The organism is Falsihalocynthiibacter sp. CO-5D18 (genome assembly GCF_041205445.1).
GTDB classification, from domain to species: domain Bacteria; phylum Pseudomonadota; class Alphaproteobacteria; order Rhodobacterales; family Rhodobacteraceae; genus Falsihalocynthiibacter; species Falsihalocynthiibacter arcticus.
In genome coordinates this window covers 1-21,961 of the sequence record NZ_JBGFCF010000009.1, presented here as the reverse complement: position 1 = coordinate 21,961, position 21,961 = coordinate 1, and the positions used below count along the sequence as shown (strand labels likewise).

Annotated in this window: 14 protein-coding genes and 5 pseudogenes; 14 read left to right on the top strand and 5 right to left on the bottom strand. The window is 51.1% G+C overall.

What is annotated here, in order from left to right:
- Positions 1-1,005 precede the first annotated feature (1,005 nt).
- The 4 genes and pseudogenes from AB9F27_RS12845 to AB9F27_RS12830 form a co-directional block, all read left to right on the top strand.
- Positions 1,006-1,250: pseudogene (locus AB9F27_RS12845) on the top strand (transposase); the annotation flags it as partial.
- Between the two features lie 194 nt (positions 1,251-1,444).
- Complete coding sequence (locus tag AB9F27_RS12840) at positions 1,445-2,173, top strand: DUF2092 domain-containing protein (protein ID WP_369757792.1); 729 nt, start codon at positions 1,445-1,447, stop codon at positions 2,171-2,173.
- Between the two features lie 2 nt (positions 2,174-2,175).
- Positions 2,176-2,367 (top strand): hypothetical protein, encoded by a 192-nt coding sequence (locus AB9F27_RS12835; RefSeq protein WP_335586490.1) that lies wholly within the window; start codon positions 2,176-2,178, stop codon positions 2,365-2,367.
- 499 nt (positions 2,368-2,866) lie between these two features.
- On the top strand, positions 2,867-3,367 hold the full coding sequence (locus tag AB9F27_RS12830; RefSeq protein WP_335586489.1) for a hypothetical protein: 501 nt from the start codon (positions 2,867-2,869) through the stop codon (positions 3,365-3,367).
- Between the two features lie 291 nt (positions 3,368-3,658).
- On the opposite strand, the gene AB9F27_RS12825 is transcribed toward AB9F27_RS12830, so the two are convergent.
- Complete coding sequence (locus AB9F27_RS12825) at positions 3,659-4,915, bottom strand: IS256 family transposase (RefSeq protein ID WP_335586488.1); 1,257 nt, start codon at positions 4,913-4,915, stop codon at positions 3,659-3,661.
- 147 nt (positions 4,916-5,062) lie between these two features.
- On the opposite strand from AB9F27_RS12825, the gene AB9F27_RS12820 reads away from it, so the two are divergent.
- A complete protein-coding gene (locus AB9F27_RS12820) occupies positions 5,063-6,664 on the top strand; it encodes a transposase (RefSeq protein ID WP_335586487.1) in 1,602 nt (533 codons plus the stop codon).
- A gap of 129 nt (positions 6,665-6,793) precedes the next feature.
- A pseudogene (locus tag AB9F27_RS12815) lies at positions 6,794-7,015 on the top strand (integrase core domain-containing protein); the annotation flags it as partial.
- Positions 7,016-7,280: 265 nt separating this feature from the next.
- Here the strand turns inward: AB9F27_RS12815 and AB9F27_RS12810 are convergent.
- The 3 genes from AB9F27_RS12810 to AB9F27_RS12800 all read right to left on the bottom strand — a co-directional run bounded on the left by AB9F27_RS12810 (position 7,281) and on the right by AB9F27_RS12800 (position 11,150).
- Positions 7,281-8,279, bottom strand: a complete 999-nt coding sequence (locus AB9F27_RS12810) for a HupE/UreJ family protein (protein ID WP_335586486.1) — start codon at positions 8,277-8,279, stop codon at positions 7,281-7,283.
- Entirely contained in the window at positions 8,276-9,127 is an 852-nt protein-coding gene (locus AB9F27_RS12805) for a peptidylprolyl isomerase (RefSeq protein ID WP_335586485.1), read from the bottom strand. Before AB9F27_RS12805 ends, AB9F27_RS12810 begins: the two co-directional genes overlap by 4 nt.
- A gap of 124 nt (positions 9,128-9,251) precedes the next feature.
- Positions 9,252-11,150, bottom strand: coding sequence for a DUF3604 domain-containing protein (locus tag AB9F27_RS12800; protein ID WP_335586484.1), 1,899 nt, complete (start codon positions 11,148-11,150; stop codon positions 9,252-9,254).
- A 178-nt stretch (positions 11,151-11,328) separates the two neighbouring features.
- Between AB9F27_RS12800 and tnpC the strand changes: the two are divergent.
- The 8 genes and pseudogenes from tnpC to AB9F27_RS12760 all read left to right on the top strand — a co-directional run.
- A pseudogene (gene tnpC, locus AB9F27_RS12795) lies at positions 11,329-12,588 on the top strand (IS66 family transposase); the annotation flags it as partial.
- A 383-nt stretch (positions 12,589-12,971) separates the two neighbouring features.
- Positions 12,972-15,698, top strand: a complete 2,727-nt coding sequence (locus AB9F27_RS12790) for an AsmA-like C-terminal region-containing protein (RefSeq protein ID WP_335586483.1) — start codon at positions 12,972-12,974, stop codon at positions 15,696-15,698.
- A gap of 122 nt (positions 15,699-15,820) precedes the next feature.
- The gene (locus tag AB9F27_RS12785; protein ID WP_335586482.1) at positions 15,821-16,303 is read left to right on the top strand and encodes a hypothetical protein; all 483 of its coding nucleotides are present in this window, start codon (positions 15,821-15,823) and stop codon (positions 16,301-16,303) included.
- 79 nt (positions 16,304-16,382) lie between these two features.
- Positions 16,383-17,090 (top strand): IS6 family transposase, encoded by a 708-nt coding sequence (locus AB9F27_RS12780; protein WP_335586481.1) that lies wholly within the window; start codon positions 16,383-16,385, stop codon positions 17,088-17,090.
- 535 nt (positions 17,091-17,625) lie between these two features.
- Positions 17,626-18,282 (top strand): annotated as a pseudogene (locus AB9F27_RS12775) (IS6 family transposase).
- A gap of 257 nt (positions 18,283-18,539) precedes the next feature.
- Positions 18,540-19,229, top strand: coding sequence for a heparin lyase I family protein (locus AB9F27_RS12770; protein ID WP_335586480.1), 690 nt, complete (start codon positions 18,540-18,542; stop codon positions 19,227-19,229).
- 180 nt (positions 19,230-19,409) lie between these two features.
- A pseudogene (locus AB9F27_RS12765) lies at positions 19,410-20,125 on the top strand (transposase).
- Between the two features lie 824 nt (positions 20,126-20,949).
- Positions 20,950-21,303, top strand: coding sequence for a hypothetical protein (locus tag AB9F27_RS12760; protein WP_335586479.1), 354 nt, complete (start codon positions 20,950-20,952; stop codon positions 21,301-21,303).
- Between the two features lie 314 nt (positions 21,304-21,617).
- Here AB9F27_RS12760 and AB9F27_RS12755 read toward each other — a convergent pair whose 3' ends face one another.
- Complete coding sequence (locus tag AB9F27_RS12755; protein WP_369757791.1) at positions 21,618-21,833, bottom strand: hypothetical protein; 216 nt, start codon at positions 21,831-21,833, stop codon at positions 21,618-21,620.
- Between the last annotated feature and the right edge of the window lie 128 nt (positions 21,834-21,961).

Below are 21,961 nucleotides of genomic sequence, written 5' to 3'. Positions count from 1 at the left end.
TACAGCAAGAAACTTACGCGACCGCAGTTTCGAAAATTTATGGCAGACCCGTCGCCCTCGCTGGTGGTAATGGAGGCTTGCGGCAGCGCTCATTTCTGGGCGCGTTAGATGGTTAGGTTTGGCCACGACGTGAAGCTGATCGCATCATACGTGCGGCCTTTTGTTAAACGTCAGAAGAATGACGCCGCCGATGCCGAAGCGATTATGATTGCGGCACAGCGCCCGAGATGCGCTTTGTCGCCCCGAAGTTGCAAGAGCAGCAGGCCAGAGCGGTGCTGTTCCGGGGGGGGCGACGCTTGGTTCATCAGCGCACGGAGTTGGTGATGCCTTGCGCGGGCATTGTCAGCTTAAACTAACTTGAGACGGTCAAGAGGCAATGTCAGAGGAAAAGCAATTACCTGTCCAAACGCAAATTTGGCATTTGGCTGCCCTTGATTTCTTACGGCTTTTTCGGATAGGATCAATCGAATATGCACCGCTTCAAGTTTTCAGAGTTTTCCACGGACAGTGCCGGGGTTTGAACAAACATGGTACCCAAGCGATTGAATGCTTGTCGAAAAACAAAATTTAGGTTGTGTAGTAGACTTATTGTTCATCAAACCACGCGAAAATACGCTAAATTTCAATTAGCAATTAGCAATTAGCAATTAGCAATTAGCAATTAGCAATTAGCAATTAGCAATTAGTAAAACAAGAACAACCAACCAAACCAAATGGGGAAAATACCAATTACTACTAGAAAAACAACATCCAAGGCCCTGATTATCTTGCCACTGATTGCAGTATCAGTTTTCTTGTCCGCTTGTTCAGAGAATATTGACCGCCGTCAGGACCGTCGCGACGCTCGTCAAGATTGTCGCCAGGAGGAGGGTATCGTTGGTGGAGACAAACGTGACTGTAAACAGGAAGAGCGCGCCGCAGACCCTGTATAAGTTAACCAATATTCATGCCGCCGGTCTCGTATCGGCGGCATGGGTCCCGTAGGAAAAGCGGGGTTGTCCCGCTAAGACGGCCTATATTGAACCGGGGTCACCTTGGGAAAACGGCTACTGCGAAAGCTTTAACGGCCGTATGCGAGACGAATTGCTAAACGGAGAAATATTCTACTCACTACGCGAAGCCCAAATAATCATCGAACGATGGAGGAAACACTACAACACCAAACCCCTCTCATCGATACGACGTATCGACCGCCGGGCAATGGACCACACAGTGCTTTGGGCTATCGCCCACCTGCGCCCGAAGCCATCATTCAGATGGACCAAAGACCAGTCATGCACTAACTTTCAAATTGGACCACTCAAGTGGGGCAGCTCACAACGAAACGCCCTGGTTGGGCAATTATTGTAAAGAAAGGTAAATGAGAATGACTAGAATACCTAGAAACCTTCTTTCGACTGTCAGAGGAGCTTTGTCAGCCCCCGCACTGATTTTGGTGCTTGGGATGACTGGACCGACTGCGGTCGCTGCGGACGAAGCAGATGCCAAGTCCATTTTGAAATCCATGTCGGACTACATCGCCTCTCAGGATGCTGTCTCATTTGGTTATGATGCAAGCCTGGAAGTTATTACGAAAGATGACCAGCGCCTCGCTCTTGTCAGTTCGGGAACCGTTTCCTTGAATCGTCCCGGAAATATCCACACGACCCGTTCGGGCGGATTTGCCGATACAGAGACATTCTTTGACGGGAAAACCTTAACGTTGCTCGGCAAAACGGCAAATATGTACGTGCAGGTTGATGCCCCCGGTTCGATTGATGATCTGATCGATACGATGAAGACAAAACTTGACCGGTCACCACCAGCGGCCCACCTGTTACTTTCAGATTCATATGACCAGATGATGCAGGGCGTGACCGATGTAAAGGATTTGGGCAGCGGAGTTATCGGCGGGGTGGAATGCGATTTTCTTGCCTTCCGAACCGACGAGGTTGACTGGCAGATCTGGATCGCTCATGGCGACAGGCCCTATCCATGCCGGTATGTTGTGACGTCGAAGGATATTGCCGGTGGGCCGCAATACAGCATCCAGTTCAATAACTGGATGACAGGAAGCGACGCAGAAACAGGTGGGTTTGTTTTTGAAAACACGACAAGCGCCACACAAATCGACGCGGCTGATCTCGCTGGTAAAATGAGCGAACTGCCAGGCCACTTTAAGACAGGAGAATGAAAATGACTGTATCGAAAAGACTTGGACTGATTGTGTTTGCCTTCGTATTGGGGGCTGGCGGACTGGATCTGGGAGAACGGTTAGGTGTTCATGGCGTTCACAGCTTTGTTTCGAGCGCCGAAGCGGTGGTCGGACGACCTCTGACGCCTGTGAGTGTAGCAGGTGTGGCGCGAAGGGATAATCGACGCAATTAAGGCGGTTTGAAAGCTGACATTTAGCAGGCTGCTGAAAAACTCCGGCTGACATTCAATATAGCCCAATTGGCGCGCTGCATATTGATAGTATCGGTCACCGATCAACATGTAGTGCGCATTTTTTTGGCGGAAAACCGTTTTTCAGCAACCTGTTAGACTGACATAGCAATAGATTATTTGAACTGAAACGCAAAGGAGGACCTGAATATTGTCTTACGACACCTTTTTCAAAACACAGCAATGGCTTTAGCCATTCTGTTGCCGACAGGCATGGTCCGGGCACAAGAAGTCCCGGAAATGAAAATGACGACGGAGCTTCCAGAGGGTCTCACCACCTTCCCAACTAAGGTTTAGCCCAGCGCGGGGCCATGCCGGAGGGACGTGTAAAGGGGCGTTTTTGAGCGGGAATGGGATTGAACCACGGCAAGGGGACGGCTAGGGTTTGGATGTGGATTTGTGTTTGGTGCCAGAAGGCATCACCTAATAATGGAGAATACTTATGTCGGTCACGAAAATTTTAGCTGCGACAACGTTGATTGCTTTGGGGGCGTCTGCTGCTTCCGCACAAAGTTCATTTGAAGAAGTAGGTATGGTTGAAGGGTGGAATGTCTGGAAAGACATGGACAACCAGTCCTGTATGATTGAGCGCAAAGATGGGCCGAATGTAGTTCAAATGGGCCTTACGAAGGATCATGCCATTGGATATCTCGGCGTTTTTACCCAGAATGAAACTGATATTAAAGAAGGCGAAATTCAAGAGTTGCAGATTATTGTCGGCGACAACTATTACAAGGGTGAATCTAAAGGCATGCGGGCCAATGTGAGCAACGGGTATACAGGCGGATATTTCCGCGCCGAAGTGAACTCTAATCTCGCAACTGACATTGCCAAACAATACACAATGACGGTTTTCCCGGGGGCTGAATATGCGTTTATCATCAACTTGGATGGGACGCTCAAAGCGATGGAAGCGGCACGCGAGTGTAACGAAAGCTTCTAAAACCAATTTGAATTGAGTGGATGGCCCTGCTTTGGTGGGGCCATTTTTATGTCGGAGGAGCGTAGCCCAGCGCGGGGCTGCACGATGGAATTCGAGTGCTGATTGGATCATTAGGCAGGGAATACAGATAATTGGGGCTTATACAATCTAAGCGTGGGTGGTAGCAATCAAGAGGCTGCCCGTAAGTATTTGATATTTATCCATAAATGCATGCGCCAGCGTGATGGCGGAGAGACAGTCCGTATGCAATCAAATGATTCGAGCTATGCCCAAAAGTTGGTGACGGTCTAATCAGGCGGCTTTTTGAATTTGCTTGATCCCGTCTTTGAACTCAACCCCTTGAATGACTTCGGGCAGTCGGTTTGTGCCGCTGAGCTTTCGCCATTTCTTCTTGGCTGACATCATCAGCTTGAAGACCATCGACAGGGCCGTTTTCCTGCTCAGGCAGCCCTTGGTCTTGCGGGTCCTATTGCGGACGGTGGCGAAGATGCTTTCGATTGGGTTTGTCGTTCGGATGTGTTTCCAATGTTCGGCTGGGAAGTCGTAAAAGGTCAGCAACACGTCACGATCTTTGGTCAGCTTTTTGACCGCCCGCTCGTATTTCACTCCGTAGGTTTCAACAAACAGATCGAAGGCGGCAATTGCTTCCTTCTTCGTTGCGGCCATCCAGATGTCTTGCAACCCCGCCTTGGCCTTCTCATGCATGGGCTTTGGCATCGCGCCCGTGATGTTGGCCATTTTGTGGACCCAACAGCGCTGCTCTTTCGTCGTGGGATACACGTCCCGCAGTGCGGTCCAAAAGCCCAGTGCACCGTCCCCACAGGCCAGATCGGGCGCAATCGTTAGTCCCCGTTTCTTTAGGCTACGAAGAAGATCACGCCAGCTGTCCGCGTTCTCACGGAACCCATCCATGATACCAAGAACATCCTTGTCCCCGTATTCGTCCGCGCCAATAATCACCAACATACATTGACGATCATCGTCCAGGCGCGGGTTGAAGTAGACACCATCGGCCCAGATGTAGACGTAGCGCTTTCCTGTCAGATCGCGCTTGCGCCAGACCTCATACTCGTCCCACCAGGTTGCCTTAAGACGTGTGATTGTCGAGGATGACAACCCCTCGGCATCCGGGCCCACCAACGAAGCCAGTGCCTCGCTGAAGTCCCCTGTCGAGATGCCTTTGAGATAGAGCCACGGAAGCAATTCCTCCACAGACTTTGCCTTGCGCAAATAGGGCGGGATAAGCGACGAGTTGAAACGGACTTTCGAGCCATCCGCGTTTGCCCCACGGTCTCGCACCCGAGGAACCTGGACTGACACCTTGCCGATCCCGGTCAAAACTTCGCGTTCCGGCAGAAACCCGTGCCGTACCAACCGCTGGCGACCCTCGTCGTCCAAAAGGTGGACGTGACCTGCTAGGAACTCCGACACCTCAGCGCGCACCGCAGTGGCCAGAATCTCCCGTGCTCCTGCGCGCAGCACATCTGTTAACGGATCAGGTAAAAAATCGCTTGGTTTCGTGAAGTCGATTACTGTATTCTTGGTCATGTGGCATATCCTTTTCTCAATGAGAATTGCGGCGTCCTAACAACGCTATGATATGCCGCCCATCTGGGCCGTCACCAACTTTCGACGGGGCGGTGAAAAGTCGGTTCAATTAGGATGCCAGTCGGTCTATATTTAAGCATGATTACATTGCGTGACAGACGGACCGGAGATTTGTTTGATCGCCGGTCGGAATTGGGCGAGAAGCGGCGTCGGCTGCTGGATCGCTCTTGGGCTGAGGTTTTCAGAAACCATCTTCTTGAAGAGCTTCCGGTTGATGAACTGTTTCCTCATTTTGACGAGCGTATGGGACGTCCATCGAAGGATTTCCACATCGTCATCGGTGTTCTGCTCTTGCAACAATTGCACGATCTAAGCGATGCAGCAACGGTTGAGGCATTGGCTTTCAACATGGCCTGGCATCATGCTCTGGATGTACGTTTCGAGGCGGATTGTTATTTCTGCGAGAAGACTTTGCGGAATTATCGCCGTCTTTTTATTGCACAAGGGCTCGATGAGGTTTTGTTCCGTAGTATGACTGATCGCCTGGTGCGTGCCTTTGCGGTGGATACCAGCCGCCAGCGCATGGATTCTACCGCGTTACGCTCGGCCATGCGAAGCCTTACGCGGCTCGGGATCGTCGTCGAGACCATTTCGAAATTTGCGCGTGAGCTTAAGCTGTTTGATCCCGCGCTGCATGCGCTGATCGATGACGACATCATCCGGCGATATGTTGATCGGACAGGTGCTGGCTGCTTTTCGAATACAGCACCAAGCACGTCCCGGCGCAGGCTTGATGAGGCCGGGCGCGATCTGCTGCAACTTGTGACACAGTTCAGAAATACGGCGGCTGCACAAATGCCCGGATATCTGTTGCTGGATCAGGTCCTGAATGAGCAGTTCGAGATTTCACAAGGAGAGGATGAGGATACACTCTCTACAATCGCCATGCCGCGCAAACCAGCGGAGATGTCCTGCGATGGCGTCAGCAACCCTTCTGATCCAGACGCCAGTTACAATGCTCACAAGGGGTTGGGCTATATGGCGCAGATCGTCGAAACCTATGCCGAAGATGATAGTCCCACGCATAAAGCGGAACCCCGGTCACCCGATCTGATCACCCATGTGGCGGTTCACAAGATGACAGTGCATGACGGGCACCGATTGCCAGACGCATTGGACGACCTTGCCGACCGCTCGCTCACGCCGAAAGTGTTGCTGGCCGATTCACATTATGGGTCGGCTGACAACATGACCTTGGCCGATGACCGCAGTATTGACCTCACGGCACCAGCACGGACGGCCAAAGGCGGCTCTTCAGGGTGCCTGACCCTCGAGGACTTCAGCCTCGATGAGGCCGGTCTGGTGCTCGAGTGTCCAAACGGCGTCGCACCGGTGTCGACCTCTGCGTCAACCACGAAACGGCAGGCGCGTTTAGATCTTTCCACATGCAGGGAATGCCCCGACAGGGCACGCTGTCTTGTGCAGGCAGAGAAACACGATGGGCAATTCGCTCGCTTTCAATACACGCCAACACGAGCCAAAAACCGGAAACGAAGACTTTACGAAAGCAGCGATACATTCCGAGAAATCTATCGCTGGCGCGCGGGCATCGAAGCGACAATGTCACGCCTGAAATATCAGATGAACCTTGCGCATTTGCGGGTTCGTGGCATGCCTGCGATGCGATACACAGTCAATCTGCGCGCCCTAGGACTGAATATCCGCAGATGTACGGCAGTTCAGGCATAAAGCCGGGCCTGTCGCCTGATCTGCGGCGCTGGCATGAAAGCAAAGGGTAATTGCGCAATCAAAAAGTGTAGAAACGGGCACCACAAACGCTCGGACGACCACTTTTTACCGCCCCGTCAACTTTCGGCTATAATTCACGAAGAACTGTTTGACACGTTAGACGATGCCCGCCGCAAACTGGCCCTTTGGCGCTACGACTACAACAACGTCAGACCGCATTCATCGCTGGAAAACCAAACACCCGCAGAAGCGCGTCGAGCGCTTGAGAAATTTGAAGGCTCCGCGCACGACGCGCTTGCCCAGACTGACGATGAAGAATATGAAATCCAAACCCGCAAACTCTCGTTATAAATGAGGGAGCCTTGGGGGGCAGGTCAGAGACAGCCGAATTAAGGCTCAGTCACTGCGGTAACAATGGAGCGGTTACCACCAAGCATCGAAAGCGGTGTCGAGGTCACAGCGGCGGATATGCCAGAGGCTAGCCGCGGTCCACGCCGGATGCTTACGACAAGGTCGACGACCCAGGCAGTGTATTTCACGGAAAGCGTATGAGGAACGGCTGGAAGAACTCTGCGCCGTGGGTCAGACGTTCGTGCATATTGCAGCAGATGGCTGGTCAGAACGATGCGACCCTCTCTATCACCCAGAATGCTGCCAAGCTGCCGGTTCCATAGCTTGCCACTCGCGTCAGAGCCGCCGCATGGGTTTGGACTCGCGGGAAGAGACGTTGCGCCACGACACCAATGGTCAGAACCGCTGCGATGAACAGAAGCTGTCCGAGTTCGACGCCGATGTTGAAGGAGAACAGGGCGAGAGGAATGTCGTCTTGTGGCAAGCCTATCTCGCGCAGTGCTCCGGCAAAGCCCAGACCATGCACAAGGCCGAATGCAAACGAGACGATCCAGGGGAATCGTTGGGTCACCTGGTCGCGGTCCCTTGGCGCAAAGTTCAATTCGTATGCCAGGAAAACGATGGACAGCGCGATCACTGCTTCGACCGGGGGCGAAGGAAGGTTCAGCAAGCCCAGGGTGGCGGCGCCAAGCGTGACGCTATGGGCCAGAGTGAATGCCGTGATCGCCCAAAAGAGCCGGGACCGGTTACGGATCAGAAGCAACAGCGCGAAGACAAAGAGAAGGTGGTCGACACCTTCGAGGATATGAGTGACGCCGAGTGCTATGTAGCTCGACAGGACACCAATGAGGCCCGGGTTCGATGGTACGGTGAAGGCGACTTCTTCGGATGTCAGGCGGTAAACTTGCGACTTGCCTGGCTCCAGTTCGTATCGGACCAGCGTATCCGTATTTGTGCGATCCAGCCCGCGAATTTCGATGACACCATCGGTCAATCCGCCCCGACATGTAGCAACCCAGTTGCTCATCCAGGCGCGCCCGTCGAAAACCGGCGCAGGCGGAGGCTCGTAGGAACAGGTCTCGGGCAGCAAAGCCTCGATTGGCATCGGGCGGCCGCCCTGGTCCGGTATGCGCCAGGTCACCCGCCAACGGTCTTCCCCCATCGCGGCAAGATTGAGATAGCCCGGATCAAGCGCATGGGCAGACAGCAGTACCGGTTGACAGGTTGCGAAAAGGCTCAGAAGCACCAGTAGTAGCCGCCTCATTGCCCCAGAACCTCGTCCGCGCGCGGCATGTTAATGGAGTAACGCCCGAGCAGCGCCTCGCCAAAACTTGCCTGCAATTCTTTTGATTTTGCGGCGCGCCATTCAGCCTCGACCCGGTCGCGGATTTCAGAGAGTGGAGGGACCGGAAGCTCGCTTTTGGCCGTGATGCGCACAAGATGCCAGCCATAGCCACTCTTCACCGGGCCTTCCCAAACGCCGACTGGCAAGATGGCCAGCGCCTCATAGAAGCCCGTTCCGAAAGTTCGCTCGACGACCGGCGCGGGTGTCATGGCGAGCGTGCCAGGCAGCAGGCTCTGCGAACCCAGTGTCGCGGGATCGGCGCCATTCTCCAGACGATTGCGGATCTCCTCGATGACCTTGGGCTGTTCATTCGGCAACAGCAGTTGGTCGAACGCGATAAACACAGGTGGCAAGAAACTATCCGGGTTGCTGTCCAGATAGGCCTGCAGCGTAGCGTCGTCGGGTTCCAGTACGGCGGCGCCGGACCCTGCCAGAAACTGCATCTTCAAGTTCAGACGCTGTCGCACCACCTGATCGCCCCGGTCCAGACCAAGGGCCAGAGCCTCTCGCACATAGACTTCTTCCAGCGCCCAGGATCGCATCAGGCCGTCCATCTCTTTTGGCGTCGGCGGGCGAAACCGGGTGGCGGTGAACCTTTCGGCAAGGCGCCCGGCGGCTTCCGGCGTGAGGGTGATGACATCGGCGGCCTGATATTCAGGCCCGTCCGAGACAGCTTCGAAAGTCGCAAAAATTGCGGCCCCAATCAGGAAAAAGTGGAGCAACGGAGATTTCACAATCCTGCCGATGGTCAAAAAAATGCGCGACATCAACGTACCTGCTCATATCCCATCAGACGGGACGAAGTTTCTATGCCGATCAAATTGAGCAACAGACCGAACTGATTGGACGAAACCGCCTTAGCGACTTCGTCCAATCGAGTGTTTCTGTAGATCACGATTTCGGCGTGTACCAAATGGGCGAGGTGTAGGCGCGCTCCTGAATGCTTTCAGGCACATCCGTTGGGCGCTCAACTCCAAAGATTTTCGCATCAAACGTTGTCCATCGCGGGGTTGGTATTTCAAGGACACGAACATAGTAGAAGGCGCTCTGAGAACTGTCAAAGTCCGGATCGCTCCAATGTGATTGAAGAGCTCCACTGCCAATCGAATTATCATAGGTTGCTTCCTCTACATTTACTGTGTTGCCGACAGCCTCTGCGCATCTGGTGCCTTCAACAACCCTGTCTCCTCCACACACAACGTCATAGACAATCTCGTGAGTCTCTCCATCGCCCGCCGTCCAACCTTTGATAATCTGAATACGGTCAAGATTAGCCCCATTCGGGTCTCTCAGTGCCTGAATTAGGAATGTTGGTGCCTCAGTGGAGGCTGTAGACAGATCTCCCCCCATTGGCACGCCGTGGTCATAGGCATAGGCCGCAAAATCGGACCGTACCAAATCGGCTTCGGTATAGGACCATCCGCCAAACAGGCGCACCCGCATACGCGTGCCAGTTGTCGCAAATACTTCCTTTCGCTTCATAGCATCCCAGATGGCCTCGCGCGTATTCTCACGCGCCCAGACAGCTGCCAATCCAGATGCGGACGCCTCATAGTGACGGGTTATATAGTCGCGGCCCTCTGGGTCCGGCAAATAACCTGTAATCATTTCGTCAAACCGAATTGGATCAGCAGTCGGTTCTACCGCAGAAACTTTGCCGAAAAAGTTGTTCTCTTGTGAAGTTGTCAACGATGTATGGGCATCCGTGCTGCCGACCATCCCGAACTTGAACGGGTTGATACCAAGTGCAACTTCGTAAGCAAGGCCACGCTTAAGAGCTTCGCGCGCATATTCGCGCGGTATCATATCGGGATCCTTGGCCGCGCCGAAACTGCCTTTGTCCCAAGTTTCGAAGTCGGCAAACTCATCGTCCGGCGACAAGCTCGGGTGGGCTTCACCGTCGCCTTTGATTTGCGTCACTTCGTACAGAGGTTCCCACCGCATGCGGCGTTCGGCATAGTCCCGTGACAGCGGTTCCTTGGTGGTAAATGTCACGTCGTCGAACATCAGCCCGTTCGACACGTTTCCGTTGTGGGCAAGGGCAAGTAACTTGCCGCCAGTATTCTTTTCATACTCCGCCATCCATGCCCAAAGGTCTTCCGGGTCCTCGGAATCGTAGACTGAAAACGGAATGATCTGATCTGCAAACGATTTGTCGTCTCTGAAAACCACATTTCGATGAAGATTGCTTCCGCCCGGGGTCGAGGTCCATTCAAACCCAATCAAAGCCGTAAAGCTTCCGGGGGTATTGTGCGTCTCAGCAGCGGACGTAATCTGCTCCCACATTGTTCCAACAAGTTCTTTTTGATCTGCAAGCGGATCATCCCGAGAAGTGAGGCGACCAGCCCACATTGTATAGGCATCGGCCAGCTTTCCGGCCTTGGTAAGATCGTGGATTTCACGCCCCCAATCACTTTCCAAAAGCGTGGGATCGGAATCCGCAATTAGAGGAGAAAGGCCAAGGTTTTCTGCGTGGTCCGCAATAACAAGAAAATCCAGTGGGAGGTCCAGACGTGCAGGAACACCGGTACTGGACTCTACCATTTCACCCTTGGCAAAACGATAGGCCTCATCCGGGCCGAGTTTGTTCCCGAAAAGGCCTGCGTCGGTCGAATATGACGTGTGCAGATGCGTATCCCCAAAGAAGACCTGATTTGGAAAGTTCTGCTCTGGATAGGGGGAGTATTCGGCGTTGCCGGGTGCGGTATGAGGAACGTCCTGCGCAAAGACCGGAGTCAGCCCTGAACAGGCTAATGCCAAGCCAAAAAAAGTTCGGATTGGGTAATTCATTTAATTTCTCTCCCAGAAATAGCTTAAACTGGCATTCCTCAAGTGGAATAACTTGGTGCGGAATTTTGCCCGATCACTGTAAGCGTCAAAGCTACGACTTTCCCGCTCAAAAGCAAGCCCGGATTTCAAGTGCTGGGGCATGGATGCAAGGCCGTAAAGCGCAACAGCTATCTGGCCGCGGCGCACCAATCGCGGATCATTGCCCAAGCATTTGCCGCGCTTTGAGGAGGTCCTTAAGCCAGACTGCATCATTTGTGACTGCGGTTGCGAACGCCATATCATTGGCGAAGACGTCACTGAGCGTTTGGATATAGTGCCATCCCAGTTCCGTGTGTTGGTCACGCGTCGGCCAAAATACGCGTGTCGTGCGTGTGAGAATGGCATCGTCCAAGCGCCAGCAAAGCCACACCTGATCGAAGGCGGGATGCCTACTGAAGCAACCTTGGCAACGATTGTTATAAACAAACACGCAGACCATTTACCACTGTTTCGGCAAGCAGGCATCTTTGCGCGCCAAGGTGTGCATCTGGATAGGTCAACACTGGCGACATGGTTGGGCCGCGTCGCATATGAACTGACGCCAGTTTATGAATGCCTGAAGGCGGATCTAAAAATATCCACCAAGCTCTTTATGGATGAAACGACCGCCCCAGTTCTCGATCCGGGGCGCGGGAAAACCAAAGCAGGTTATCTCTGGGCACTTGCCCGAGATGACAGGCCATGGGGCGGATCTGCGCCCCCAGCCGTGGCGTTCACATATGCACCAAGTCGGGCTGGCAAGCATGCTGTCGAGATATTGCAGGGGTTTGGTGGCGTTCTCCAAGTTGACGGCTATACAGGATATAATCGTGTTAAAAATCGCGGCAATGACGTCCCCATTGCGCTGGCCTATTGTTGGGCACACGCACGTCGCAAATTGTTCGAGCTGACCATCAACAATGTTGCCCCTATCGCTGAGGAAGGCCTGAAACAGATCAAAGCTTTCTACCGTATTGAGGCTCAGATCAGGGGCATGCCTGCTGATGAGCGTCGAGTAATACGTCAGGAAAAAACGTTGCCACGCATGGAGGTCTTTGAACAATGGCTGACATACAACAGTGCGCAGGTCTCGGCCAAATCCCCAACGGGATTGGCGTTAAAATACATTGCCAAATACTGGGACGGTTTGAACTTGTTCCTCACCGATGGGCGCATCGAGATCGACAATACCACTGTGGAACGTTGCATGCGCCCCATCGCGTTGAACCGAAAGAATGCGCTCTTTGCGGGTCATGATGCGGGTGCACAGAAATGGGCTATGCTTGCGTCAATTATCGAAACCTGTAAGCTCAACAAAATCGAGCCGCATGCTTATCTGACTGGCGTTCTCACAGCCATTGCGAACGGCCACAAACAGAAGGATATTGAGCAGTTACTGCCGTGGAACTTTGGGAAGTGACGCACCGCTTACCATTGAACAGAGGGCTTCCGCCAATCGCCATCGATAAGAATTAGGACATTTAACCAATCGCTGGAACGTATGAATTCAGGCGAAAAAACAGAAAGATATCAAACCCATCGTGTAAGTATGTAGACCTTTCGGGAAATGTGATTACACTGTCACTCCATCGATTGGAAAAAGGAGATGTGTCATTTTTAAAGACTTTGAACACGGACCCATCATCCATTTTCGATGAAAACAATCACGCATTGGAGCGGTTGACAGTAGGTGTTGATTGCGGAATCTCAATTGCCCCACTTTGGAGGTGGATCCGGTATTGGGTGGTAGAGAGCTGAAATCGCCTGCTGGCAAACGAGAGAAATAAATTGGGGAGAAGAGATTTGCCGACATGGATTGTATCGACTGTAAAATGGCTGGTGGTTCTCTTAGTTGTGACGGCCTTACTTGTCTGGATGGTTTTGGCCGCGTCATTGTTCTCGGATTTTCGCAAATCTCTGGTCGGCAATATTCTGACGAAACAACTCGGGCAAGATTTTCTGGTCGAAGGCGATGTTCGTGTGCTTCTCGGCCGAACAACGCGCGTCCATGTCAGTGGCGCAAGCATTCCGAGCACAACAATTTCGAACGTAAACTTGGCCGAGTTGAGCCTACTTGAATGGGATCTCGACTTGCCAGCATTATTGGACCGGCACATCGTTCTAGACAATTTGATCATTGACGGCCTTCAGGTAAATTTACTGACCCAAGACGACGGGACAACAAGTTGGGAAGAAAAGTTAACGGATTCAGACGGCGAGAGTTTGCAGGCCCCTGTCGTCGAAGAAACTGTTGTTGAGGAAGGGGCTCCGACAGAAGCCACACGATCCGAAAATACCTCGATCTTAAGCTTCCTCAAAGATAAAACCGTGACGTTCACGAATATTGGCCTCTTGATAGACAGTAAACCAAACGGCTTCGAATTCAACTTTGACCTCAAATCAGTTCTTCTCGAACAACTGGAGGACGGTAATTTAGTATCCGTTACCAGTAATGGTTCCGTAAACGGCGAGGCCTTTGAACTTAATGGTGATTACCCCAAGGGAAAACCATTCACCAATATAGTCAATTTCGGGCAAATCGTTTTATCATATAATGGCGAAGTAATCAGTGCGGATGAAGGCGGCGGTCACTCGGCCAATTTTGATCTGGACACTGGAGAAATTGGCGAAGTTTTTGATGTTTTAGGTTTGCAACGTAGCTTTGAAGGGCGCGGGAACCTATCAGCCACGGTTAAGTCCCAAGCGGATCACCTGTCGATCCAAGATATCGACACCGTGTTGCAACTGAGTGAAGGGCAAGAAATCACCATCCAGGGTGGCGTCGACAACCTGATGAAACGAGAGGGTTTTGATATTCAAATGCTCGCGCGTTTGCATCCTGAAGGTCAACAACCCGCAAAAGCAGAAGCCATCAAAGACATTAGGCTGGTCGGAATCGATGCCCGCGTTGTCAGCGAAAACCAAAACCTTGAATTCGAAAAATTGGTTTTGAGCACAAATGCATCTGATTTTGGGTTAGACGAAGTTGGTCCTGTATCAATTGGCCGCATCCAAGTGACTCCCGAAGGGACAATTGGTCTGCAGGATATTAAAGCTAATGTCGGCGACGAGGCTGCGCCGTTTTTAACAGCATCTGGCGACATTGGCGACGCCCTGAAGTTCAAATCAGTTGATTTGATTGGAACACTGGCGGGGCCGTCGTCGCTGCTACTCAAGTCGCTTTCCGAAGACGAGGCTGCCAAGTTCGGGCGCATCGTTGCCGATTTCGGAGTGTCTGATGCTTCTGGTAGTCTAAGCCTGCAAAACCTTTCAGCGCGCTCCGAAGATACCGACTTGTGGGCATTGGATGCGGAAGTCTCAATCGAAGATGTAACCAAGTTGGATGGAGTGAATATTGCTGCGAGTTTGAATATTGAGGATTCTGCCAGCTTCCTCACGGCATTGCAGGTTGAACCAGTTGATGTTGGAAAGCTCGAACTTGGCCTAAAGCTCACTGGGGAAGATAAAACCGCCGACATAGGCATTCAGTTTAAGGCCGGTAAAAGTGATCTAGATACGAACGTATCTTTCGATCTGAGTCAGGAGATCAATGTCATTCGCGGAACTGTCTTAAGCGAAAGAATGCGTCTTGAGGACCTTCGGGATGGTGCTAAAGCTATTGTGGAACTTGGAAAAACAAGGGGAAAAGGCGCTCCCTCCAACGAGGCTGCAGAACCAGAAGACGAACGCCCACCAATTCAGCCTCTTGTTTTAGAAGATGAAGATGCTGAAATATTAAGCCTCACACGCATTCTAACGGAAACAGACCTGGAAATTGGGCTTGAGTTGAAAGAGTTCATCGGTGATGCGGGCGTTTCCTCAATGTCCAGCACGTTCGTAGCCCTAGAAGGCATGATCCAAGCTGGCCCCCTCGAGTTTTTCTACGGAGATGGGTATTTCAAGGTCGAAGCCTCAATGAATGCCTTAGAAAACCCCGATATTGCGAAGGTCTCAGGGTCTACTAACGGGTGGGATTTTGGGAAAATTCTTGATGCTATAGGACTGAAAATCGATGCCGGCGGCAAGCTAAACGCGAACTTTGACGTGACTGGAAATATCAAATCGGCCAAAGTATTCGCGAACTCCCTTTACGGCTCAGCGGCCCTCAACATGGGCAATGGGTATATCGGGACGAGTCTACTGGAACTCGCGGGTTTGGGCATATTTCCGTGGCTTTTCTCTGAAGAACTGGCGGCACGCCAAACTGAAATTAGATGTGTCAGAGCTCCAATTAAGATCAACGCAGGCAACGTAAGTTTTGACTCCGTCGTCGTTGAAACACGAAGCGTTCAGCTCGTGGCGCGTGGCGCAGTTGACTGGGTGCAGGATCAAATCCAAATCAGAGCCGAACCAAGGCGCGCAGGCAAGCCTTTGTCACGCAGCGCATGGCCCTTCGATGTCACGGGCAAGCTGTCTGAACCTAAATTCAAGTTGGATATTGGTGGTTCGCGCATGAAGCGCACGGATGGAGCCGATCAAATGCCAGCCGAGAGGACACCCTGCCAGCCAGACATTCTCCAATTAAAATGAATAAAAGATACAGGAAAACGTAACTTACCATGGCCCGTTTGTTAATGAGCTTCGGAATATTGGTTCAAAACTCGGAGCCTTGCACATGAACAAACTGCCCTTGGCGGAAAAGGAGTAACCCGATGTTAAAGCTCGCATTTGGATGTTTTTGTTTGATGGCAAGCAGCGTTGTCGCCGGCCCGGCACAGGACTGGGACATGTCAGGAGATTGGGCAATAAAAGTTGTCTCTTCTGCGGACAACGGATGTTTCATGGAGCGCGGTTTTCCGAGCGGAACTATCGTTCGGGTGGGGTTCGTTCCAAACCGTGAGGGCGCCTTTTTTGCCGCCTTTAACCAGAACTGGTTTGGAATTAAGGTTGCAGAAACCAAAACAGTGATTTTCGATTTTGGAGTTTCCCGCTTTGGTGGCGAGGTTCTGGGCGTTTCCGAGAATGGGATTCTCGGAGGTTATGCTTTTTTCAACAACCCAGAATTCACAACTGAAATCGGAAAGCGTTTATCAGTCACGATTATTGGTGAGAGTGGTGACTCTGAAGAAATCGATTTAGCGGGTAGCCAGCGCGCAATCGTAGCCCTAAAGAAATGCCAAGCCGAGCAGAGCTAGTTGGTGCTAGAGGGATCTCTGGGGTCTTGTCAGAAGGGTTTGACTTGAGGCGGGCAGGGCGGTTCCGTAGCGTCCATCCATGACAAAACGCGACCCCTTCAAGTACTTTCACAGCAGCCCTGCGATCATTCGCCTGGCGGTCATGATGTACGTTCGCTTTCCGCTTTCGCTCCGAAATGTCGAGGACCTGCTGCACGAGCGCGGCATCGACATAAGCCACGAAACAGTTCGATATTGGTGGAATAGATTTGGTCCGATGTTCGCCGCTGAAATCCGCAGAAACCGGGTTAGCCGGATGCGTTCTTACTCGAACTGGCAGTGGCATCTGGACGAGGTATTCGTGAAGATCAACGGCGAAACGCACTACCTTTGGCGGGCCGTGGATCACGAAGACGAGGTGCTAGAAAGCTACGTCACCAAGCGTCGGAATCGCAAGGCGGCATTGAAATTCCTCAGGAAATCAATGAAGCGGCACGGTCCGCCGCAGATCATCGTAACGGATAAGCTACGTTCATATGCTGCTGCGATGAAAGTCATCGGCAATGCTCCGAAGCAAGAAACAGGCCGTTGGTTGAACAATCGAGCCGAGAACTCGCACCTGCCATTTCGACGACGAGAACGAGCCATGCAGCGGTTCCGCAGCATGCGAAGTTTGCAGAAATTCGTCACCGTTCATGCCTCCGTCTACAACCATTTCAACCAAGAACGCGCGCTCTACAGCAGAAACAATTTCAAGCTCAATCGCGCTGCCGCTCTTGCTGAATGGCGCGAACTCTGCGCGGCATAAAGGACAGCCTCGATGTCCTTGCCGAGACGAGTTCGAATTGGTCTGACACCACCTCAATGAGTGTTTAGCGCATTGTCCTCCCAATTTTGAAGCTTGAAGTGTAAGTTTTCTGTCTCAATTTCCGCAACGCTCCCCTAGTTTTTCGTCGAGGCGGTGCATGAGTGAATGCCAAAATGGGTACACACTTCGGTACACAATATGGTGCACATTTCGCCGACTACCGTTGACGGCATTAATTATTAAGTGTTTGAAATAATTATATATTTTCAAATATTGAAATATTGCCTAACGGACTGCTCCTCCGCCACTTTCTATTGAAATCATTAGATAAAATGACGAATATGACTAGATACCGCAAATAATACCCCACATAAAAAAATCGCTTAGAATTGCAGCGAATTGCGTTCAACTTTTTACCTTCGAACTGCCCGAGCTTAAATTTTACTATCCCGCCCGGTCCTGATCTAGTCGCGGGTGTTGTCAGAGGAAACTGACTTGAGCGGGGCGGGGCGGGGTAAGTAACTAGGTTAGGGCCATGACAAAACACTCCCCTTTTCGCTATTTCAAAACGAGCCCTGAAATCATCCGTCTAGCGGTGATGCTCTACGTCCGATTTCCGCTCTCACTTCGAAACGTAGAGGATTTACTCCACGAACGAGGGATTGACGTCAGCCACGAAAAAGTTCGGGTTTGGTGAAGCCGGGTCGGGCCAATTTTTGCACCTGAGATACGAAAGAAACGAGTGGAACGATTGCGATCCTGGCCTCAATGGCAGTGGTACCTAGATGAGGTTTTTGTGAAAATAAACGGCGAACGTCACTACTTATGGCGTGCGGTTGACCATGAAGGTGAGGTGTTGGAAAGCTACGTCACCAAACGTCGCGATAAGGGCGCAGCCCTTAATTTCATGAAGAAAGCGATGAAACGGTACGGCCAACCTGAGACTATAATCACTGACAAACTTCGCTCATTCGGCGCCGCGATGAAGGTGATTGGTAGCGCGGCTAAACAGGAAACAGGACGCTGGAAAAACAATCGCGCTGAGAATTCACACTTGCCGTTCCGACGACGAGAGTGAGCGATGCACCGCTTTCGCCGAATGCGAAGTTTGCAGGAATTTGTTTCCGTTCACGCATCCGTTTTCAACCACTTCAATCAGGATCGCAGCCTATCGCAAAGAGTTCATTTCTAAGCCAATCGCACCGTTGCTCTGGCTGAGTGGAGCGGTCTTTGCGCGGCATAAAAGGGCAGGGATCCTAGCCTAGCTGCGACGAGTTCGTATTAGTCTGACACCACCGTTTATTCTTAAGTCGGTCTTTTTGGTGTACAATAATTGGCAAATGAGCAGAATGTGTCTTCTGGTTCAAAGCATTGGAACCGTGGGAAAATCAGAATCCTTATTCTGAAATGAGTTACGTTTTAAAAAACTATCGAAGAAAGGGCCGATTTATGAATGCTATATCAACCATTGTTCTCTTCTGTGCGCTCTGCTTGCCCGTATCTGGTAACGCCACGCCCTTGGACCGCTGGACGATATCATGCTCGGTTGACAAAGGAGCAATAAAGAGAAAGCGAGGAACCTACACCTTCAAAACAAGTACCAACGGCTGTGAAAACGGGTCATACAATCAACGTGCGGAAATCAAATCCGAAAAGGTCTCTTCCAACATTACGGGTATATATCTGTTCGAGACAAACGTCGCCATGAAGAGCAAATCAAAGGAAAAATTCGACATTTTCCAAATTCATGACGGTCGTGACAGCTGTGCTCCGCCTCTAAAAGTCCAAGTGGCGCCGAATGGAACTATCAGATTGCAAAGCGGCGTTAAATTCGGGTCCGGTAAACAGTGCGAAGAGGAAATCCGAGAAACCGGGCGACCAAATGTTACAATAAGTCGTGATGGGGTGGAGCATAACCTTCGGATTCTGATCCAATTCAAAGGGCGTGGTGAGTTTAGTACTGATGTTTGGGTTGATGGCAAGCCAGCGGTCTCAGGAATCTATTCCCAACCCAATTTTAAGGGGGCCTTCAAGTCCAAGACTTTCTATTTCAAGCATGGGGTCTATTCGAAGAACAAGTTTGACTATAAATTGATTTCTCGGGGCGTGGACGTAAAGAAGATAAAAGCCTCTCAATAATAAATCTCGCTTCAAACTGTGATTTGTTTTTAACGCGACGAATCCAGAGAAATCAAACGATAGGCTAGCTCTGGCAGTTCATGCCTTAAAGGGACAAAAGTTGACTTTTGGAACGCACCGGAAGGTAGTGTCAGAGGAAACTGACCTATGCGAACCGGGGTAGCCAACTAGCTTCAGTGTATTACAAAATCCACTTCCTTTAGCTATTTCAAAAACGAGCCAAGAGATCATTCGCCTTGCGGTGATGATGTACGTCAGTTTTCCACTCTACCTCATAAATGTAGAAGACTTGCGATACGAATGCGGCATCGACGTTAACCATTAAACCATTCCGTTTTGTTGGTCCCGGTTCGGCCCGATGTTCGCCTCGGAAATCCGGCGCAAACGAGTGGAGCGATTGTGATCCTGACCTCAATGGAATTGGCATCTGGATGAGGTTTTCGTAAAAATGAACGGCGAGCGACACTATTAGTACGAGCTGTGGATTACGAAGGAGAGGTGCTGGAAAGCTACGCCACCAAGTGTCGTAGCCCCCAAATTCATAATGATGTGATGAAACGCTATGGGCTAGGGAAAATCATCGTGACTGACAGGTTACGTTCAAATGATGCTACGACGAAAGTTATCGGGAATGTGACCAGAAATGAGGCCGGCCGCCTGAATAACAATAGAGCCAAAATTCACACCTACGTTTTCCACGAAGTGCGCGTGCTATGCTCCGCTTTCGTCGGACGCAAAGTCTGCAGAAATTTATTTCCGTTTACGCATCCGTTTTCAACCGTTTCAGTCAGGATCGCAGCCTTTCGCAAAGAGTTCATTTCAAGTTAGTCCGAACCGCCGCTCTCGCCGAGTGGCGCGGCCCGTGCTCGGCTAAAAACATAGCCTTACAGGCCTAGATAAGGCGAGTTTGAACTTGTCCGACGGCACTCCCGTCGCGATTAATAGATGGTTGAATGCGGGCTTCCGCAGAGTTGTGAAATATTACACTCAAGCTGAAAGCTTGTTAAACATGTTGCGTCGAACGGTTGGGCGCACAGCAGAATGCTGACCATCAGCGCGTTTTGTGACAGCTCCAACTGGCCAGGAAGAGTGCTGAACGATGTGAAGTTGAATGATCGTTTTTTTGTGACCCCGATACGTAATACATTTCGGCCCAGAAAAGTTATCCCAATCAGACTAAATCTTAGACTTAGGATTCTGCCCAATTCTTCCAAGAGGCGATCACGCATGTGTACTCAATTTATACACTTACTTAGCGGCTTTTGGAATCGCAGCAATTGCACCGGCGCTGTGGCAAACCATCAACGAGCACCCTTTAGTAGAATTGAGTCGATTGAAGATGTGTCCAGACTATAATTTTCCTCGATATCCGAACCGTTTGGTTTGAGAACTCGTGGTTTTGTTAGGCACGATGCATGTGTCTTGATCGCAACATAATGAAAACAACCTTTATTGCCTAAAGTCCGTTTGACACCGTGTGCCAACACCAAGCGTCCGTTTTTTGGGAATTCCGTCATTTATTGGAAACAGTCTGTTTTTTGCAAAATAAGGCACGGTTGCCTTAAAGGGCTTGATATTGTGGCAAGAATTAGGCAAGCAAGTGGCTAGAATATGATGATGCGTGCTCGCGATTCTGCCTTAAGACCATTTCAGGTCTAACGCAATTATGCAGATTTGATGACTTTATCGCTTCTATTATAATAGATAAGGGGATGACGAAATGAATAAGAAACTTGGGATCGTAGCAGCGTTAGCGGCAATTACATTGCGCATGGGAGTTCCAGATGCGGCTTTTTCGCAAGACGCGGATGCACGAACTGCGGCATTGATAAATCTTAACATTCGTTGCGAAGCTTACAAGAACATTAGTGATCGCTCTGTGCTTCAGCAGGAGCTAGAGAAACTCCTATTCCTCAACCCCGATGATGAATGTGTCGATTATATCGTTGGCCTTCTAGGCGGAGCGCCAGTAGCTAGTATTTCTGGCTTAGGAGGACAATTTGGAAACGGACCCTTTGACAGTGTTTTTGATGGACCAGCTATCACTGTGGCCTCTGTTTCTGAGCCATATTAATTGTAAACTTGATCGTGCCGCGTTTTTTCGCGCTGCATCATGTGAGCGCTACATGAACCGCGACTTTTGAGTTGGGGTGAGTTTTGGGCTTTAATCAAGACCTTTTCTTTGAACACCTCAGCAGGCGTTTTCCATCCCAGACATTTGCTAGGTGTGGCATTCAGGCGGGCACAGATACTCTCCAAATGATGATTGGAGATATTGATGGGGTCGATTTCTCGCGGCAGCCAACGTCTTGCCCTTCGGTTGGCGTTTTCGACGGTTCCCTTCAGCAACGGTTCTGAGGGATAGTAGAACCATGTTTTGGTGCCGACCTAGGCCTGCAAGTGCAGCCTCTCCATGAGCTCGGAACCCTGATCAAAAGTCACAGACTTGCGCGCCGTTAAGGGCAGAGTTCGCATGACTTTCGCCAGATACCCCATAACGCGGGCAGTTGTTCGGTTTAAGTTCATTTGCAACACAGTGAAGCGACTGATGCGCTCAACCAATGACGTCACGTTTGCCTTGCCAAACTTCTGACGAAGCAGCATTGGGTCTCCCTCCCATGTGTGGATGCCCCGTTCAATGCAAGAGATTCTTTCAACAGTTTGTACATGTGATCGGGTACGGTCATGTGTCAGGCCTCAGTTTGCGACGTTTCACATGCCGCGGGCCGGTA

Excerpts from the sequence above, each read along its gene's own strand:
- AB9F27_RS12840 (WP_369757792.1), top strand. The coding sequence starts at position 1,445 with ATGACTGGACCGACTGCGGTCGCTGCGGACGAAGCAGATGCCAAGTCC.
- AB9F27_RS12835 (WP_335586490.1), top strand. The coding sequence starts at position 2,176 with ATGACTGTATCGAAAAGACTTGGACTGATTGTGTTTGCCTTCGTATTG.
- AB9F27_RS12830 (WP_335586489.1), top strand. The coding sequence starts at position 2,867 with ATGTCGGTCACGAAAATTTTAGCTGCGACAACGTTGATTGCTTTGGGG.
- AB9F27_RS12825 (WP_335586488.1), bottom strand. The coding sequence starts at position 4,915 with ATGACCAAGAATACAGTAATCGACTTCACGAAACCAAGCGATTTTTTA.
- AB9F27_RS12810 (WP_335586486.1), bottom strand. The coding sequence starts at position 8,279 with ATGAGGCGGCTACTACTGGTGCTTCTGAGCCTTTTCGCAACCTGTCAA.
- AB9F27_RS12805 (WP_335586485.1), bottom strand. The coding sequence starts at position 9,127 with ATGTCGCGCATTTTTTTGACCATCGGCAGGATTGTGAAATCTCCGTTG.
- AB9F27_RS12800 (WP_335586484.1), bottom strand. The coding sequence starts at position 11,150 with ATGAATTACCCAATCCGAACTTTTTTTGGCTTGGCATTAGCCTGTTCA.
- AB9F27_RS12785 (WP_335586482.1), top strand. The coding sequence starts at position 15,821 with ATGTTAAAGCTCGCATTTGGATGTTTTTGTTTGATGGCAAGCAGCGTT.
- AB9F27_RS12780 (WP_335586481.1), top strand. The coding sequence starts at position 16,383 with ATGACAAAACGCGACCCCTTCAAGTACTTTCACAGCAGCCCTGCGATC.
- AB9F27_RS12770 (WP_335586480.1), top strand. The coding sequence starts at position 18,540 with ATGAATGCTATATCAACCATTGTTCTCTTCTGTGCGCTCTGCTTGCCC.
- AB9F27_RS12760 (WP_335586479.1), top strand. The coding sequence starts at position 20,950 with ATGAATAAGAAACTTGGGATCGTAGCAGCGTTAGCGGCAATTACATTG.
- AB9F27_RS12755 (WP_369757791.1), bottom strand. The coding sequence starts at position 21,833 with ATGCTGCTTCGTCAGAAGTTTGGCAAGGCAAACGTGACGTCATTGGTT.